14 protein-coding genes and 2 tRNA genes are annotated in these 16612 nt (G+C 64.4%); 9 read left to right on the top strand and 7 right to left on the bottom strand.

Annotated elements, in window-relative coordinates:
* The first annotated feature begins 26 nt into the window (after positions 1 to 26).
* From VT84_RS34275 to VT84_RS34305, 7 genes are all read left to right on the top strand, one after another.
* Complete coding sequence (locus tag VT84_RS34275; RefSeq protein WP_052550662.1) at positions 27 to 413, top strand: hypothetical protein; 387 nt, start codon at positions 27 to 29, stop codon at positions 411 to 413.
* Between the two features lie 28 nt (positions 414 to 441).
* Positions 442 to 1320: a DUF1559 domain-containing protein gene (locus VT84_RS34280; protein WP_052550660.1), complete on the top strand. Its 879-nt coding sequence runs from the start codon at positions 442 to 444 to the stop codon at positions 1318 to 1320.
* Between the two features lie 40 nt (positions 1321 to 1360).
* Positions 1361 to 2944 carry a DUF1553 domain-containing protein gene (locus VT84_RS34285; protein ID WP_082842711.1) on the top strand — a complete coding sequence of 528 codons (1584 nt, stop codon included), beginning with the start codon at positions 1361 to 1363 and terminating at the stop codon, positions 2942 to 2944.
* 86 nt (positions 2945 to 3030) lie between these two features.
* On the top strand, positions 3031 to 4383 hold the full coding sequence (locus VT84_RS34290; protein WP_239465557.1) for a DUF1501 domain-containing protein: 1353 nt from the start codon (positions 3031 to 3033) through the stop codon (positions 4381 to 4383).
* The gene (locus VT84_RS34295) at positions 4380 to 5432 is read left to right on the top strand and encodes an EF-hand domain-containing protein (protein ID WP_082842713.1); all 1053 of its coding nucleotides are present in this window, start codon (positions 4380 to 4382) and stop codon (positions 5430 to 5432) included. Before VT84_RS34290 ends, VT84_RS34295 begins: the two co-directional genes overlap by 4 nt.
* 43 nt (positions 5433 to 5475) lie before the next feature.
* Complete coding sequence (locus VT84_RS34300; protein ID WP_082842714.1) at positions 5476 to 6495, top strand: ABC transporter ATP-binding protein; 1020 nt, start codon at positions 5476 to 5478, stop codon at positions 6493 to 6495.
* A gap of 237 nt (positions 6496 to 6732) precedes the next feature.
* Positions 6733 to 7401 carry a DUF4198 domain-containing protein gene (locus VT84_RS34305; RefSeq protein WP_052550648.1) on the top strand — a complete coding sequence of 223 codons (669 nt, stop codon included), beginning with the start codon at positions 6733 to 6735 and terminating at the stop codon, positions 7399 to 7401.
* A 227-nt stretch (positions 7402 to 7628) separates the two neighbouring features.
* Here the strand turns inward: VT84_RS34305 and VT84_RS34310 are convergent, their stop codons facing one another.
* Positions 7629 to 9746, bottom strand: coding sequence for a S8 family serine peptidase (locus VT84_RS34310; RefSeq protein WP_052550646.1), 2118 nt, complete (start codon positions 9744 to 9746; stop codon positions 7629 to 7631).
* A 437-nt stretch (positions 9747 to 10183) separates the two neighbouring features.
* On the opposite strand from VT84_RS34310, the gene VT84_RS34315 reads away from it, so the two are divergent.
* Positions 10184 to 11386 (top strand): hypothetical protein, encoded by a 1203-nt coding sequence (locus tag VT84_RS34315; protein WP_052550644.1) that lies wholly within the window; start codon positions 10184 to 10186, stop codon positions 11384 to 11386.
* A 190-nt stretch (positions 11387 to 11576) separates the two neighbouring features.
* Here the strand turns inward: VT84_RS34315 and VT84_RS34320 are convergent.
* Positions 11577 to 11649 (bottom strand) — tRNA-Val (locus VT84_RS34320).
* Positions 11650 to 11654: 5 nt separating this feature from the next.
* Positions 11655 to 11738, bottom strand: a tRNA-Ser gene (locus tag VT84_RS39235).
* 90 nt (positions 11739 to 11828) lie between these two features.
* On the opposite strand from VT84_RS39235, the gene VT84_RS34325 reads away from it, so the two are divergent.
* Positions 11829 to 12269, top strand: a complete 441-nt coding sequence (locus tag VT84_RS34325) for a hypothetical protein (RefSeq protein ID WP_082842715.1) — start codon at positions 11829 to 11831, stop codon at positions 12267 to 12269.
* A 19-nt stretch (positions 12270 to 12288) separates the two neighbouring features.
* Here the strand turns inward: VT84_RS34325 and VT84_RS34330 are convergent, their stop codons facing one another.
* The 4 genes from VT84_RS34330 to VT84_RS34345 all read right to left on the bottom strand — a co-directional run bounded on the left by VT84_RS34330 (position 12289) and on the right by VT84_RS34345 (position 16487).
* A complete protein-coding gene (locus VT84_RS34330) occupies positions 12289 to 12861 on the bottom strand; it encodes a hypothetical protein (protein WP_157470158.1) in 573 nt (190 codons plus the stop codon).
* Between the two features lie 137 nt (positions 12862 to 12998).
* Positions 12999 to 13898 carry a DUF1559 domain-containing protein gene (locus VT84_RS34335; RefSeq protein WP_052550636.1) on the bottom strand — a complete coding sequence of 300 codons (900 nt, stop codon included), beginning with the start codon at positions 13896 to 13898 and terminating at the stop codon, positions 12999 to 13001.
* A gap of 832 nt (positions 13899 to 14730) precedes the next feature.
* The gene (locus VT84_RS34340) at positions 14731 to 15609 is read right to left on the bottom strand and encodes a hypothetical protein (protein ID WP_082842716.1); all 879 of its coding nucleotides are present in this window, start codon (positions 15607 to 15609) and stop codon (positions 14731 to 14733) included.
* Positions 15549 to 16487, bottom strand: a complete 939-nt coding sequence (locus VT84_RS34345; RefSeq protein WP_082842717.1) for a hypothetical protein — start codon at positions 16485 to 16487, stop codon at positions 15549 to 15551. Before VT84_RS34345 ends, VT84_RS34340 begins: the two co-directional genes overlap by 61 nt.
* Positions 16488 to 16612: the final 125 nt, after the last annotated feature.

The raw sequence follows: 16612 nt of genomic DNA on the forward strand, positions 1-16612 counted from the left end.
GCGCAATCTCACCGAGGCATTTCATAATGCGTTGTTTGTTCCTGGCCGTGGCGTTCGTCGCCACGGCCCTTGTCGGGTGCGGGGGTAAGGGTGCTCCGAAACTCGCGCCGGTCACTGGTAAGGTGACTCAGCAAGGAACGGGGCTATCGGCCGGGGTCGTGTATTTTTACCCGGCCGCTGGCAACACCTGGGCCGGCGAGCCGCCCACCTCGCAGCTCCAGTTGGACGGCGGGTTCACAATAAGCACCTACCCGCACGGAGAGGGTGTGCCACCGGGGGACTGGAAGGTGACCCTGTCGCCCGCCCTCGCCGGTCGCATCAAGCGCCCGGACTACGCCGATCGCAACAAAACGCCGTGGTCCCTCAAAGTGCCCGACGAGGGCGTCAAGGATCACACGTTCGAGGTCAAGTGACCGCCCTCGCCCACAAGAGAGGCCGCACGTGATTCGGCGAGTCGCTAACATCGCGTTCGGGACCGCGCTCGTCGCAATCGTCGCGGGGCTACTGCTCCCGGCGATCGCCAAGGCGCGGGCCGCGAACGCCGCGTCGCGGTCGAAGGAGAACCTGCGCACGATCGGCCAGGGGATGCAGTCGTTCACCACGACCTACGGCTTCTTCCCGGGAAACGGCGGGCCGCCGGCCGAAGCGGTCACCACGCCCGACTGTCGAACAGGATTCCCGGACAGTGAGACGTTCTGCTGGGGCTACGGCGACCCCAAGCGCGCGGGGCGGCTCCAAACCGGGTGCTGGGCGTACAGCATCCTGCCGTACATCGGTGAAGAAGAAGCGTTCCGCAAGCAAGACCACACGCGAGCGGTTCCGACCTACTACATCGGCACCCGGCGTCCGGCCGAAGCCCAACAGGTGCCGAAGGTCGATCCGATCTACGCGAAGTGGACGTACCAGGACGCGGGGTTGGGGCCGTGGGGCCGCACGGACTACGCCGCCAACGATCAGGTGGTCCGCGGTGGTAACGGTAACATGATGAAACCGGAGCAAGTGAAAGACGGTCTCGCCGAAACCGCTCTAATCGCCGAGAAAGCGATGGACACCGACGCGATCAAGGCCGGTGTCTGGTACTGGGACGAGCCGATCATCTTCGGAGGGAGCGGCGGGACCGGGCGCAAGGGCGACAAACTGCTCCGCGACGCCCCGAAGCTCATCGAAACCGTTTCGGACAATTGGGGGGCGCCCGACCCCAACGGTGTGTGGTTCCTCTTCTGCGACGGGCACGTCCGGAAGTTGCCCTACTCCACACCGAATCGGACCGTCGCGGCCGCCATTTCGCCCACGGCCGGCGACGTGTTCGATCTCGAATGACCGCGTGCGGCCCGCACCGTTCCCGTCAGGACCATCGCGCATGATTCGCTTCGCGCTCGCGCTGTTCGCCACCGCTCTCGGGATCAGCGGCGCGATCGGTGCCGCACCGGACCCGACCCAACTCGCGGCGCAAATCGACGCCCGGATCGATGTGAAATTAAGCGCGCACGGCGTGAAACCCGCAGCGCCCGCGACCGACGCGGAGTTCCTGCGCCGCGCGTCGCTCGACATCGTGGGGCGCGTCCCCACTGTGGCCGAAGCGCGTGCGTTCCTCGACGACAAATCAGCCGACAAGCGCGCGAAGCTCATCGACAAATTGCTCGCCAGCCCCAGCGCGATCAACCACGCCGCGGCGGTCTGGCGGCTCGCGTTCGTGCCGCAATCCGCGGTCAACCCGCGGGTTCAATTCCTCAACATCAGCCTCGAAGCGTGGATTCGTGACCGGCTCCGGGCCGGGCGGAAGGCCGACGAACTGGTGCGCGACCTGCTCACGGCCCCGCTCGACTATCTCGACCGCGAAACAGACGGGCGACCGCGCCCGGTCCCCGGTCCGTCGGCGCTCGCCTTCTACCAGGCGAACGACCTCAAGGCCGAAACGGTTGCGTCCAGCACCGCGCGGGTACTGCTCGGGGTGAAGATCGAGTGTGCCCAGTGCCACAACCACCCGTTCGACAAATGGACGCAGCAGCAGTTCTGGGAAACGGCCGCGTTCTTCGCCCCGGTGCCGCCGCAGGGACCGGAAGAGAAGGTGATCCCGGCCGCGCAACTGCTCCTGCGCAAGACGGTCCCGGTCAACGACACCAAGATCGAGGCGACGCCGAAGTTCATTGACGGCGCCGACCCGAACTGGAAGGGTGTGACCGATACGCGACAGCAATTCGCGGAGTGGGCCACGGCGAAAAAGAACCCGTTCTTCGCGCGGGCGACCGCGAACCGCATCTGGGCACAGTTCTTCGGAATTGGGATCGTCGATCCCGTGGACGACTTCAACCCGCAGAACCCGCCGAGCCACCCCGAGTTGCTCGACGACTTGGCCGCGGCACTGGTAGCCGCCGATTTCGACACGAGCGTCCTCGTGAAAGCGATCGGCCGATCCACTGCGTACCAGCGGAGTAGCAAAGGGACCGGGAAGACGCAGAACGACCCACGGTTGTTCGCCCGGATGAACGTGAAGGGACTTTCGCCGGAGCAACTCTTCGACAGCCTCGTGCAGGCGACCGGTTACCGCGAAGAAATCCCGGCCGCGTCACGTGTCGCGTTCGGCGTGACCGCGGAATCCCCACGCGGGCAGTTCCTCGCGAAGTTTGCCGGAGGCGGCCAGCGCACCGACGCCCAGACGTCGATCCTTCAGGCGCTGGCACTCATGAACGGCACATGGCTCGCGCGCCAAACCGATCCCGAAAAGGGCGAGACGCTCGTTGCGGTCGCAAGCGCTCCGTTCCTCACTGACGCGGACCGGATTGAAGTGCTGTTCCTCGCAATATACGCGCGCCGACCGAGCGCCGCGGAGAGCGAGAAGTTCCTCGCACACCTCACGCGCGACGGCGACGCGGGGCGCAAAGCCCAACTCGCGGACGTCCTCTGGGCGCTCGTGAACAGCCAAGAATTCCTGCTGAATCACTAACGTAGGAACGGGGAGCGCGGAATTCGGAACGCAGAACACGCGCCGAATGCCCCTTCGCTCGCCCCTTCTCTAACACCGGGTGTGTCGTGTCTTCACTCCGCGCTCCGCACTCCGCATTCCGCGACTCCCTTGATCGGCGCCGGCTGATGCAACTCGCGGCCGCGGGTGTCGCGGTCGGGGCACAGGGCGGGTGGTTCAACCGGTTCGCCGAAGCCGCGGCCGCGGACCCGAAGCGGAAGCGCTCGTGCATTCTGTTGTGGATGCCCGGTGGTCCGTCGCAGATCGACACCTTCGACCCCAAGCCGGGCGAAGAAACGGGTGGGCCGTTCAAAGCCATCGAAACGGCGGTGCCGGGTATCCGGATCGCGGAGCACCTGCCGCTCGTCGCTAAGCAGATGAAGCACCTCGCGGTCGTGCGCTCGATGTCCACGCGCGAGGGTGACCACGACCGCGCCGCGTATCTGCTCCGCACCGGGCACTTGCCGCAAGAGCCGCTCCAGTACCCGACGCTCGGTTCGCTCGTCTCGAAGGAACTCGGCGACGCGAAGGCCGAGTTGCCGAACTACATCAGCGTCGGCGGGCGCCGCGGACTGAGTGACGGCGGGTACAGTTCGGGCTACCTGGGGCCGGACTACGCCCCGCTCTTGGTTGGTGACAGCCCGGACGCTCCGTACACGCGGCGCCCGGGGTTGCGCGACTTGGCAGTGGCTGACATCAAGCCCGCCGTCGAGAGTAGCCGCGCGAACGATCGCGTGAAGTTGCTCGAAGGGTTGAACGCGGACTTCGCGCCCGGGCGCGAGGGGACCGCCATCGCGAGCATCCAGTCCGCCTACGAGCGCGGACTGCGGCTCGTGAATGGCTCCGCGAGCGCCGCGTTCCACCTCGACGACGAACCGGAGAAGCTGCGATCCACTTATGGCAAGAACCCGTTCGGCCAGGGCTGCCTCATCGCGCGGCGCCTGGTCGAGCGCGGCGTGCCATTCGTCGAAGTGACGCTCAGCGGCGGGTTCATGGGCAGTTGGGACACGCACGCCCGAAACTTCGACCGCGTGAAGACGCTTTGCGACATCCTCGACCCGGCCTGGGCCGCACTCGTGGCCGATCTCAAGGATCGAGGGTTGCTGGACACGACCACGATCGTGTGGATGGGCGAATTCGGCCGTACCCCGCGCATTAACGGGAACCTGGGCCGCGACCACTACCCGAATGCGTGGAACGTGGTGCTGGGCGGCGGTGGGATCAAGTGTGGGCAGGTGATCGGCCGGACGAGCAAGGACGGCTCGACAGTCGAGGAGCGCCCGGCCGACGTGCCCGACCTGCTCGCGACGATCTGCAAGGCGGTCGGCGTCGATTACGAGAAGCAGCACCTCTCGAACATCGGGCGCCCCATTCGCATCGTCGACAAATCCGCGAAACCGCTGACGGAGGTGCTCTCGTGACCCCGGCTGCGCTCGTGCTAATGGCCCTTCTTCCAGGGGCTGATCCCGCACCCGCCCACGATGTGCTGCTCGAAGTCGGCAGCGCGCCAGCCGTCCGCATGCGGTTGAAAATCGAATTCGGCGGTTCACCACTCGCGAAGTTCGACGCCGACGCGAAACGTGTTCGCGACGCTCTGAAGGGCAAGCCCGGCGCGAGCGCACTGGACAACCTCATGCCGGAGGGTTCGCTGCTTCGCGCTGAGGCGCTGACCGCAGCCGCTCCGCACCCCGCCGCACTTTCCAACGCGATTTTCCGAGCGCTCGACAAAGACAAGGACGGGAAACTCTCCGCCGCTGAACTCGCGCACGCGGAGAAGGTGCTGCTCGGTAAGTTCGACCTAGACGACGACGAGTGCATTTCACCACTCGAACTGGTCCCGGATCTGCAAACCGTCGTCCCAGAAAAGCACCCAACGCCGGGAGCGGTGCGAGTAACTGTTGTTCCGGTGGAGGGCAAAGCCGATATCGAGCAGACGATAAAGCTCGGACACGGGGATTCGCACTGGCGCGGGAAGATCGGCGGAACGTGGGTAGAGATCCACGCCCGCCCCGGCCTGCCCGCTGAGAAGCCGGCTATGCCCAAAGCACTACTCGTCGCCGGGCGCGAAGAGGCCAAAACCGCGTTCGAGAAGATCGCTCCCAGAGTTGTGTCGCTCACCGCGGTGCCGGGACCGGTCGGGCTGTTTGATCTGCTCGACGCCGATCGCGACGGCCAACTCAGCGTGGCGGAACTGCGGCGCGCGAAAACCGCACTCGCAGACGCTGTGCCCACCGACACCGGCGTATCGCTCGTGATCGTCCCGGGCATCGCGAAACCGCCCGCCGTTCCGCTCATCCGCACATTCACGCGCGAGGCAGGGCCGCAATGGTTCCGCGCGATGGACCGGAACGGCGACGGGTTCGTTTCGGTCCGCGAGTTCCTCGGCACGCCGGAGCAGTTCCGTAAACTGGACCGTGACGGCGACGGCCTCCTGAGTGCCGAAGAAGCGGAAAAGGTTGCGAAGCCTTGAATCGCACGTTTGTTTCTCACGCAGCGAGCACCGAGCGCTCGGCATGAACCCGCCCACAAACGACGGCGTGCGTCTCGACGCTGTCACCTTCGGATACGGCCCGACAACCGTCGTTCGGGACGTCTCGCTAGCACTTCCGGCGGGCAAACTCCTCGCACTCCTTGGCCCCTCCGGGTGTGGAAAGACCACACTGCTGAAACTACTCGGCGGCGACCTCGCACCGAGTGCGGGGCGCGTGTTTCTGCGCGGGCGCGACGTGACCGCGTTGCCCCCCGAAGCCCGGAACGCGGGCACGGTCTTTCAGAACTACGCCCTCTTCCCGCACCTCACGGCCCGGCAGAATGTCGCGTTCGGCCTCGAAGTGCGCCGCGTGGCCCGGGCCGTGCGCGACCAGCGAGTCGATGACATGCTCGCCCGCGTCGGACTGTCCGCGGAGGAGCGCGACCGCAAACCGGTCCGGCTCTCCGGCGGGCAACAGCAGCGCGTCGCGCTCGCCCGAGCACTGGTTATCGAACCGGACGTACTGCTTCTCGACGAGCCGCTCGCGAACCTCGATCGCCACCTCCGCGACCAACTCCGCACCGAGTTGCGCACGCTGCAACGACAAACTGGCGTGACCGCGGTCCTCGTGACGCACGACCAGGAAGAAGCGCTCGCGGTGTCGGACCTGATCGGCGTGATGGCCGCGGGGCGCTTGCTTCAGGTGGGCGCGCCGGCGGATGTCTACGACCGCCCGCGCACACCATTTGTTGCAAAGTTCCTCGGAGCTGCGAATCTGCTTCCCGGCAAAGTGGTCGGGAGTTCGGCCGAGTTCGTCATGATTCGCCCGGAACACTGCGTACTGAATCCCGAAGGCGGGCGGTGGACGTGGTCCGGTCGCGTCACCGGCGTGACGTTCCTCGGCGCGGACCGGCTCGTCGATGTGACGTGCGACAACGGCCTCCCCCTCCGCATTCGTTCGCGCGCTACTGCAAGTGTGTGGGCCGGTGATCCGGTGGCCGTGGGTGCGCTCGAGCCTCACCTATGGCCGATCGCCGACGCGGACCCGCCCGAAGTGGCGTAGCGGTTGCGGCTCGTCAAGTCCGCCAGGGGTTGTGCTGCGCTTCACCCCTGGCTACTCGCTGCCGCCCCATCCGGGGCTAAAAAGTCACCTCTGGTTTGATCTGCGTTATCCGCACTATCCGCGGCTCATCCTTCTACGCCTACGAATAAGGCCGGGGCAGTATTCCGCCGCTCCACTCCCATATAAATACCCCAGCCGGCACGTTCCCTACCGGCGCGCATTTTCAAGGAGAAACACATGCATCGCATGATCGGAGCGGCGATCGTCGGACTGGTCGCCGCGGCAGGAGCGCACGCACACTTTCCGTTCATCGTGCCGGACGCAAAGGGTGAAACGGCGAAGGTCGTGTTCAGCGACAACCTGGAGCCGGACACGGCCGTGAACATCGAAAAACTCGCGGACACCAAGCTCACGCTGCGCGACGCGGCCGGAAAGGACGCGCCCGTAGAGTGGAAGAAGGAGGACGGCTTCTATGCGGTGAACGTGCCCGGAAGTGGCGACCGCGTGCTGTTCGGGGTGACCGACTACGGCGTGCTCCAGAAGGGCGACGCGAAACCGTTCAAGCTCACGTACTTCCCGAAAGCGGTCCTCGGTACCGCGGCCGCGAAGCCGCTCGGGGAGAAGATCGCGCTGGAGGTGGTCGCCGAGGGGAAGGCCGGGGCGCTGCGGTTCCAGGTGCTGGCCGCGGGCAAGCCGCTCGCGAACTCGGAAGTAACCGTCATGCTCCCGGCCGGTGGGAAAAAGGCCGTGACGACCGACAAGGACGGCTACACCCCGGTGTTCGACGCGGCCGGGCGCTACGGCGTGTACGCGAAGCAGGTCGAGGCGAAGGCCGGCGAGCACGCGGGCAAGAAGTACGACGAGGTCCGCAACTACGCGACCCTCGTGTGCGACGTAGCGAAGTGACACGGGCAACTCGAAGAATTTCTTGACGGGATTAACAGGATCGCCAAGATCAAGAAAAGTCCAGGGCGCGTGCGATCTGCTGTACCGGGCGAACGGCCGGTGGTTCTCACCAAAGCGTTTGCGATTCCCAAGAACGCGCGACAGCACCGACCAAATCACTGCAACAACAACGACGCGGCGGGCGCTCATCAATTGGGCGCCCGCCGCGTCGTTACTTCACGCTGCTATTAGCGAACGTCGGCGAAGAACGAGTCTTCGAGCGTGTAGTTCGGTCCGTCGAAGACGCGCACCTGCGAGCGCCCCTGCGTTTCGCGGATCACCACCAGCTCCGCGCTCGGGTCACCGGTGTAGCGGGCCGCTTGCACCGTGATGCGGTCCTTGGAGAGCGGGTCGAACGCGAGGAAGTCAGCTCGTGCGGCCTTGGTTTGCAAGTTGAGGACGCGCACGCGCGGCCCTTGCGAAACCATCAACTCCGGGGTGCCGTCGAGGTCCAAGTCGGCGGTCGAGATGCTGAAGTTGGACCAGTCCCCGGGACCGGTCGCGAAGAACGAATCGTGGGCCGACAAGGTTCCCTGAGCGAACGCCTTTACGTGGACCCCGGCCCCGCCGTCGGCCGCGGTGACGAGGTCGTTGTTCCCGTCGCCGTCGGTGTCGGCCACGGACACCGCGATCGATCCCTGGTACCCCTGGTACACGAACGAGCTGAACGTTAGCGCCCCGGTGGCCCCGTCGAACACCTTCACGTGCCCGTTCAGATTGGCCGCGATAATAATGTCGCCGACCCCGTCCCCGTTAACGTCACCAATGGCCAGGTTGATCGGCCCCTTGTACCCCGCGAACCCGAAGAAGCTCCGGAGCTCCTGCCCGGTGGCACCGTCGAACACTTTCACGTGCCCGCCCAGTGTGGCGGCGGTCACCACGTCGGCCACGCCGTCCCCGTTCAGGTCGCCCGCAGCGGCCACGACCCCGCCCAGGAACCCGCGGTACGGGTCCAGCGCGAGCTTCGTTTCGCCGCCCGTGCCCAGCACGCGGACGATTTCCGACCCGGCCGGTGCGTCCACCACGATGGGGGGGATGTCGGTCAGGTTGAACATCTTGGCGACGTTCAGGCGCCCGCCGGTGGAAACCTTGCCGGTCAGGTTGCTGAGCTTGTCCACCGAGTTCTTGAGCTTGTTGACGACCTGCGTGTAACTGAGGGTCGGGTTCGCGCCCCAGTACAGAGCGATGGCCCCGGCCACGTGCGGCGACGCCATTGAGGTGCCGTCGAGGAGCCCGTAGCTGTCGCCCGGTGTGGTGCTCAAAATCCCCACACCGGGAGCGGCGAGCGTGACCGTCCGGGCACCGTATTGCGAAAAATCGGCCAGTTCATCGCTGTCGTCGGTCGCCGCGACGGTGATGACGTTATCGAACGACGTGGAGTAGTTGGCCGGCTGCGCGGCCGTGACGTCATTGTCCTGGCCGCTGTTGCCGGCGGCCACTACGAAAATCTGCCCCGCGCTCTGCGCGAGCGCGATGGACCGGGCCAGAGCCTGGCTGTAGCCCCCGCCGCCCCAACTGTTGTTCGTGACCTTCACCCCCATCTTGGCCGAGTAATTCACCGCTTCGATGGCGGCGCTAATGGGGCCGCTGTTGTTGGCCCCGAGGAACTTGAGGCCCATGATCTTGACGTTCCAGTTGATGCCCGTGACGCCAACGTTGTTGTTGCCCACCGCGCCGATGGTGCCGGACACGTGGGTTCCGTGCCCGTTGTCGTCCATTGGATCGTTGTCGCCGTTGATGAAGTCCCACCCGTAAACATCGTCGACGTACCCGTTGCCGTCGTCGTCGGTGTTGTTGCCCGGGATCTCGCCGGGGTTCCGCCACATGTTCGCCGCGAGGTCGGGGTGCGTGTAGTCCACGCCACTGTCGATCACCCCGACCACGAAGTTCGAGTTCCCCGTAGTTATGTTCCACGCGGCCTCGGCGCCGATCTTGGCCGGCCCGTACATCGAGCCGTAGGACGGGTCGTTGGGGACCACAGCGGCGCGGAGGATCACGTCCGGCTCGGCCCACGCGACCCCGGACACGCCCCCGTAGTACGCGAGCGCCCCGCCCACGTCCGTGCCGGCGTTTAGTCGCACGCTGTACGTGTTGTTCCCCAGCGCGTGAACGCTGCTGACGAACGGGGCCGATGACAGCGCCGCGCCCGAGTTCGCGACGACAATGATGCGGTCGCCCGCGACATCGCCGGCAGCGATCTGCTGGTTCAACGGGAGCGCGGGGTTGTACGAGGGGGTTGTGCGGTCCTCGAGGTGCTCGACCTGGAGGAACGAACGGCCGAAGCGCGGGCCACGCGGAGCACCCATGCTGAACCTTTGTCGAAACGACGGTGTTGTGTTAAGCAGACGAATTTGGGTAAGTCGTACCCGAATTGATTAGAAGTGTACAGTCGCACAAGGGCGAGTGCTAGGGCGATTTGCGAAAAACTGTCGGCCGTCGCGCGGATCAACGAGCGTTTTCGGCAGATTCGCGCGGGTATATATATGTTCGTTGTTCCGCGCCACCGGACGTGCGCCGAAAGGTTCGACTTTGCTTGCTTGCGCGGTTGCGCGCACAAAATGGCGCGCTGCGATCCTGCTCGCACCTCCAACGCTGCTGTTTGGGCGGGCGCGAAGCCCGACGCGCGCCCGGGATTGCGCCGTTTCTCCATTAACATCCCGGGATCAGCGGCTATCTTAACGTTGAATACCGTTACGATTCACCATCAAGTCCGCTCCGCCCGCTTTATATTTTGGAGGGATCTATGTCGCAATCGCCCACTCCAACGACGGGGCGTCCGGCGCGGCTTGCGTTCGAGTGCCTGGAGGACCGCACGACCCCCACGTTCCTCACCCCCGCCAATGGCTCCATCAACATCAACGACGCGAACCGACCGACCGGTGGCCTGAGCCTCGCAGCCGGGAACCTGCTTTCGGATCTGGGGGACACCGCTAGTTCGGTCCGGAACGAGTACGTTACTGGTACTGGCCCCGGTACGGACGCGCTCGTCCGCGTGTGGTCCGATACCGGGGTCTTGCGGGAGAGCTTCAACCCGTTCCCCGGGTTCAAGGGTGGCATCAACGTCGCGGTCGGTGACGTTACCGGGGACAGTGCCAACGAGATCATTGTGGCGGTCGCCGCCAACGGGCCGCCACAGGTAAAAGTGTTCAACGCCAGCGGCCAGTTGCTCAGCACGTTCTTCGCGTTCGACACGGGCTTCCTGGGCGGGCTCAACATCGCGGTCGGGAACGTGCTCGGCGGGATCGCGGGTGGCGGGTTCAGCGGCGGTACGACCAGCGGCAACTTCAAGCAAGAGATTATCATCGGCGCCGCGGCGGGCGGCTCCCCGCACGTGCTCGCGACCGACGGCTCGGGCACCGTGCTGCGGAGCTTCCTCGCGTTCGATTTGGGGTACCGGGGCGGGGTGACGGTGGCGGCCGGTAGTGTCGACACGACGCGAAGCAACGCATACGCCGGCACCGGGGTCGATACGAACGCCTACGACGAGATCATCGTCGGGGCCGCAACGAACGTCCCGCACGTGAAGGTGTTCAGCGTGTGGCAGGGCGGGCAGACCGAGATCCAGTCGTTCTTCGCGTTCGACCCCTCGATCCCGGCCAACCGGGTCGGGGTCACGGTTGCGGCCGGCCCCACGGACGGGAACCGCGGCGCGGAACTCTACGTCTCGGCGAACAACGGCTCTCTGGTGCGCGTCTTCAACGGGCAAACGGGCTCGGTGTTGGGCGAGTTTACGGCCTTCCCCTCGGGCTACACGCGCGTCGTGAACATGACCGTCGCGCGGTTCAGCGGCGCCTACAATCCGTCTGATGACGACACATTTATCAACGGCAATCCCTTGTTCCAGTTACAAGACCTGGTGATGGTGACCGGCGACGGTGCGTTCACGCAACAGCCCCGCATCTTCTTCGCCGGTTTGAACTCCGCGGCCGGTTTCAATGGGCCTTGATTGTGGCTCCCGGATTAGTTTCAAGAGCACCATCGGCCGCCAAATTTTGGCGGCCGATGGTGCTTATTTGCTCTTTTGTTACATCAGATTCGGCGGTCAGAAGTGTTCACCCGGCTCTTACTTAGCCCAACGGTAATAGTGCGGTTCCGATGGCACGCGCTAATGCAAAAGGCCATTCGCAATAAAACAGTGGCCCCGGAGGGAATCGAACCCCCATTTCCTGGTTGTGATCCGGGTGTCGTAAGCCGTTGGACCACGGGGCCGTAAGCGGAAGGAGGGGGAGTTGAACCCCCAAGACTCGTCGCTCGCCCGTTTTCGAGACGGGTGCCGTCGCCGGTCGGCTAGTCCCTCCGCATGAAGGACAGTACCGCGGGTAAGAGGTTCACCCGGCGGAGCGAACGCGAATCAGAACTGTTGCGCCCGACGTACCGGGAGGTGTGAGGTGCGAGTGCTCTTTCTATGCGGGTTCGTGGGGTTCACCGGTTGCGGACCGAACACGGCAACGCAAGCACCCCAGCAGACCACCGACCGGGGCAAACCGGCAGAGGTTCCGGGAGGGGGAATCGAGGGATTGAAGACGTTGGGGGAACTCTATCGCAGTTTCCAGGACGCACGCGGGCGCCCGCCGAAGTCCTACGGGGAGTTGGCGTCGCACTCACTGGACCTGAGCCGCCCCCTCCCCCCCGGGTTGATGCGGTTTGAAATAACGTGGGGCGCGGGGATGGGGGCATTGTGCCGGGACGCGGACGCACGTCTAGTCGTCATCGCGTCCGCCCCGGAAGCGGCCGGAGCGGTCCCGGTGCTGATGGCCGACGGTACAGCGCGGGCGATGACGCCGGACGAGTTCCGGGGGGCGAAACGGGCTACGGTACTGCCCCCGTAGCCCACCGCGAGTTCCGGGGCTACTTGACTTCAAAGTTGAGCGCGTTGGAGCCGCTGTCACTAACGGTAGCCTTGAGCGTCGTCGTGTCCAACTTGAAGTACGCTCCGTCGATCCGGACGTACTTCTCGCCGGCGTGATCCGTTTTCCCCATGCCCATCTCACTCGGAACCTCGGCCCCCTTCGGCGCGCCGGTCATTTTCTCTTTGTCGGCGTCCTTTGGCCCCCCGGCACCCGGCCCGAATTGTTTACCACCGGGCATGCCCTTCATGCCCGGCATACCACTGCCCGTACCCGGCATCCCCGGGGCGTTGGACTTGTTGGCACTCGGATCGAGGTGCGAATTGTCGATGATGACTTTGCACTCGCCAACGGGGGCGTCGGTGACCTCATAGGTGCCGTCGGGCTTGATTGTCCCGCCCCCGATTCGGCTTGGGTTTTCTGCCGAAACGAAGCGAATGATTCCGCCCGGCAGCCCGGCCTTACCCGCGACGGTCACCTTGCCGGACACTGTGGCGCGCTTGTCGCTCGCCCCGCACCCCGCGAGGAGCGCGAGCAGCGGGGCCAAAAGAGCTACACGAATCGAAAGTTTCATGAAAGTGGCGATGGTTGGGACAAAGATGAAACCCGACCGCGATGGGCGCGGTCGGGGTAAGAAATGGTGCAGTTGTCCGGGAGCCCACGTGATCGGGGCGCCTCCGGACCGCGGCGCCCCGCGCGAAACGAGCAGCGCTAGTTGAGCCCCAGGGTCTCGCCCCCGTTCGGGGTCATAGCCGCGCTCCACTGGTTCTGGGCGATCGCGGAATTCACGGTGCGGACGCTGCCGTCGCCCATACCGACTTGGCACCCGCCCGCCGAGAACGCGGTCGCCTGGAACGGGTTACAGGTGGCGTTGGTCGGTTGCACCTGGGGAACGAGCCAAGCGTTGGAGCCGTAGATGTCGGTGTTGCCGAACATCGGCATCCAGTCGGCGTTCCACCACCCGTGGCACCAGAGGTTCCCGTTGCTCCCGCTGGGGCCCCCGCGGCACGCGGCGCGCTTCTCCGCGAACAGGACCGTGTTCGAGGTCCCGTCCTGCATGCTCGCCAATCGCGTGTTCCCCATGCACCCCCACGCCCACCCCCACGGGTGCCCGGGGCGACCGAACACTTGGTAGTTCATCGCGTAGCTGCTCACGCCCCAGCCGTGGGTCTTCTCGTTGCTCGTCGGGTCGGTCGGGGACTGGAACGGCTTCACCATGTTGGTGTGGACGTTCGTGTTGTAGACACTGCCGCCGTTGTTCGTGGTGCCCAGCTTGTACAGGTTGTCTTGCTCGATGAACGGGAGGAGGAAGAAGAACCCGGTCCCGTGCTCGCGCGAGTACGCGGTCGGCCCGAGGTGGTTGTCCGGCGGGCCGGTGTTGACCCACGACTCGGTGTACACCGGGGGCAGCATCCCGTTCCGGGTGTCGCTGAGGCTGTGGCACGCGAGCGACATTTGTTTGAGGTTGTTGCTGCTGGTCATGCGGGCCGCGGCCTCGCGGACCTTCTGGACCGCCGGGAGCAGGAGCCCGATGAGGATCGCGATGATCGCGATCACGACGAGCAGCTCGATGAGCGTGAACGCCGATTTTCGGACAGATGAGCGCATCATAACTTGAGACCCAACACTGGAGAAAATGAATAAAAACTTGCAGCAAAAACACGATCCCAACGACACAAACGGGAACGACCTGGAACTTGCGACTCGGACTAACAGGAAACCATCGATCGATGCAAATGAATCAAAATAAGCCAACAATACACTAGCACCAAATAAGTCCGTGAGCAAAACGCAAAAGCGATCAATTTCTCAACCGAGGCGCGGGGGATGGAAGACAAAAGGCACCCAATGCGTCGGGCGCACGGGCGCGGAACCGCGGGCGAAGAACGGGGATCGTGTATTGTCACCGAGGGCGGCACCGGTCCGCACTCGGTCTTTCACCGAAGCTGGTACAGACGAGACGGGTTCCGATAGCGGCTCTTTGACCGGCGCGCTGGAACAATTCAATCCCCGACACGGGGGCAGCGTAGAGGGCCGTTCGGCGAGAGGGGCGGACGAGTCCGGTTCAAGTAGTGCGAAATTCCCCCATAAGTACCCACCGCACCCCGCTGAAGCTTGGCTGGGGGACAGATAGATGAGTGCGATGACCGCAACCATCCACCCGAGGCGGTGAATTGGAGAATGGGAGAGCATTTAAAATTCATGGAGAATTTATGAGCCGTATTTGACTGTAACCAGAAATATCGGTGCACACAACAAGAAACTCGAAAGGAGTTCTAATTCTCATAAAACCGCGTGCCGCGTGTCGGGTACGTTGCGGTACCGAGGGCGCCCGACCTCACAAATAAATGAAAAATGAACCGGCCGCTGTAAAGGGAAGCACATGGTTTGGCTCCCCGTTACACAGCGGCCGGTAACAGACCGAAATCGAATCGAACTGACGTTAGTCATCTTTCGCGTCGGGGATCGGTTCCGTAACCTTCGTGGGGACCGGCGCGGGTTGCGGTGTCGCCCCTGTGCCCTCCCCCTTCGGCGCATCGAACGGCTTCAGGTATTTCGACAGCTCTTCGTAGCTGTCGAGCAAGTAGTCCGACTGCTTCCCCTCCGGGCCGTGGCACGTCACGCACCGGGCGTCGATGAGCGATTTGATCCGCACCTTCTTGTCTTTGAGCAACTCCGGCGAAACGAGCTTGTCGCTCAGCCCCGGGAAGTCGAACTTGTCGGCCTGGTAAGCGGCCTTACGAGCACTCTCGGGCGAGCGCACCCACGCGAGCAGCGCGTCAAGATCGCCCTGGCGCTGTGTCCGGAGTTGGTCCTTCTCGATTTGCGATGCCGAACCATCTACGATCTTCTTGAACGCCTTGTCTTTCTCGAAGAACGCGGGGACCATCGTACCCTCGCCGTTGAACGGCACCGGCTCCGGGACCGGTTGCCCTTCGGCGTCGACCGCGGGCCTGGTCAGCAACTTGTCCAGCGCGTGCATCGGTTTCCGCGGCGCGGTAGAGGCTTGCTTCTTCGCTACGGCTTCGGTGATCGCGCTACTCGCCACTACGACACCGTCGCTCACTCCCTTGCTACCGTTCGCGAGTGGCGGGGGCGGATCTTCGGATTTCTTGTCTTCCTGCTTCTTCTCTTCGACCTTCGGTTTCGGCAGCGCGGGCGCAAGCAACTTCATCACGAACGCGCCACCCGCGAGCGCCCCGACCACGAATAGCAGCGCGATGACCGCCTTGCCCTTCCACCCGTACATGTTGAACAGGCTCAGGCTGATTTGGGCGCACAGCCCGCAGCCGGCGATGAACCCGGTGCCGATGACCCCCATCGCGAAGTACGGCCCCACTCGTCGCACAGGCGCGCGAGCCACCACAGCGACACGTCCGCGAACACCGCGATGACCACCGACGGCCCGATAATCACGCGCATCCACGCGGGCCAACTACTGAACGCGAAAATCACCCCGGTGAGCGAGAACAGCATGGCGAAGCTGAGCAGGTGCGCGTGCGTCGATTGTGTGAGTTTGCTGATGCTGATCGGCTCCTCGACCTTGACCCACCCGTTGACCGCGGGCGCGGCCGCGGTCACAGTCATGAACGTCTTCAGCCCTTCGTGAGTGTCGAGCAGGACGTCCTCTTTTTCGCCGCCCTTCGAGTGGCACGTCACGCAGCGCGCCTCGATGAGCGTTTTGATTTTGATCGCGTCACCGTCCTTGAGTCCGGGCGTGACTGCGGCCGGCATTTTGCCCACTGGCGGCACGAACTTGTCCGCCACGTAAGTCGCCTTGCGCTGCTCTTCCGGGGTGCTGATCCACAGAGCAAAAACGGCCTGCTCGCCCTTTCGCTCCGCCTTGACGGTTTCTGCTCCCCTGATTTTGACTGCATTGGCGAACTTCAGATCCCCTTTCGCGCGATCCTCAGTAGTGAACGCGGCCGACATCGAGGCGCCGTTAATCACAACCGTTTCCGAGGTGATGAGTGCCTCCAGGCGCGACACCGGGCGCGGCGGGGGCGCGTTCGGATCGACCTTCTTCTTCCCCGTAAACTTCAGCACCACGTCCTCGACCGTGGGCATCGGCTTACCGGACTTCGAGTCCTGAATGTGAAGTTGCAGCATCGCCGAGGTGTACCCGGCGCCGACCGCCAGCAGGAACACGGACGCCACCACTTTTACCGGCAGCGGCAAATCGCGAAGGGTATACGACATGGGAACTCCTCTGCGGAGCGAAGTTCAAATAACAACAAGCGAACCCAAGCGGAGCCGTCCCGTTTCGCGACAGTCGGTCACTTCGTCGGGGTCGTGGCTCCGTTCGGGTCCGTGTACTTGGGTGG

It is taken from the genome of Gemmata sp. SH-PL17 (assembly GCF_001610855.1).
Classification (GTDB): Bacteria; Planctomycetota; Planctomycetia; order Gemmatales; family Gemmataceae; genus Gemmata; species Gemmata massiliana.

Excerpts from the sequence above, each read along its gene's own strand:
- VT84_RS34300 (WP_082842714.1), top strand. The coding sequence starts at position 5,476 with ATGAACCCGCCCACAAACGACGGCGTGCGTCTCGACGCTGTCACCTTC.
- VT84_RS34285 (WP_082842711.1), top strand. The coding sequence starts at position 1,361 with ATGATTCGCTTCGCGCTCGCGCTGTTCGCCACCGCTCTCGGGATCAGC.
- VT84_RS34330 (WP_157470158.1), bottom strand. The coding sequence starts at position 12,861 with ATGAAACTTTCGATTCGTGTAGCTCTTTTGGCCCCGCTGCTCGCGCTC.
- VT84_RS34340 (WP_082842716.1), bottom strand. The coding sequence starts at position 15,609 with ATGGGGGTCATCGGCACCGGGTTCATCGCCGGCTGCGGGCTGTGCGCC.
- VT84_RS34305 (WP_052550648.1), top strand. The coding sequence starts at position 6,733 with ATGCATCGCATGATCGGAGCGGCGATCGTCGGACTGGTCGCCGCGGCA.
- VT84_RS34335 (WP_052550636.1), bottom strand. The coding sequence starts at position 13,898 with ATGATGCGCTCATCTGTCCGAAAATCGGCGTTCACGCTCATCGAGCTG.
- VT84_RS34345 (WP_082842717.1), bottom strand. The coding sequence starts at position 16,487 with ATGTCGTATACCCTTCGCGATTTGCCGCTGCCGGTAAAAGTGGTGGCG.
- VT84_RS34310 (WP_052550646.1), bottom strand. The coding sequence starts at position 9,746 with ATGGGTGCTCCGCGTGGCCCGCGCTTCGGCCGTTCGTTCCTCCAGGTC.
- VT84_RS34275 (WP_052550662.1), top strand. The coding sequence starts at position 27 with ATGCGTTGTTTGTTCCTGGCCGTGGCGTTCGTCGCCACGGCCCTTGTC.
- VT84_RS34315 (WP_052550644.1), top strand. The coding sequence starts at position 10,184 with ATGTCGCAATCGCCCACTCCAACGACGGGGCGTCCGGCGCGGCTTGCG.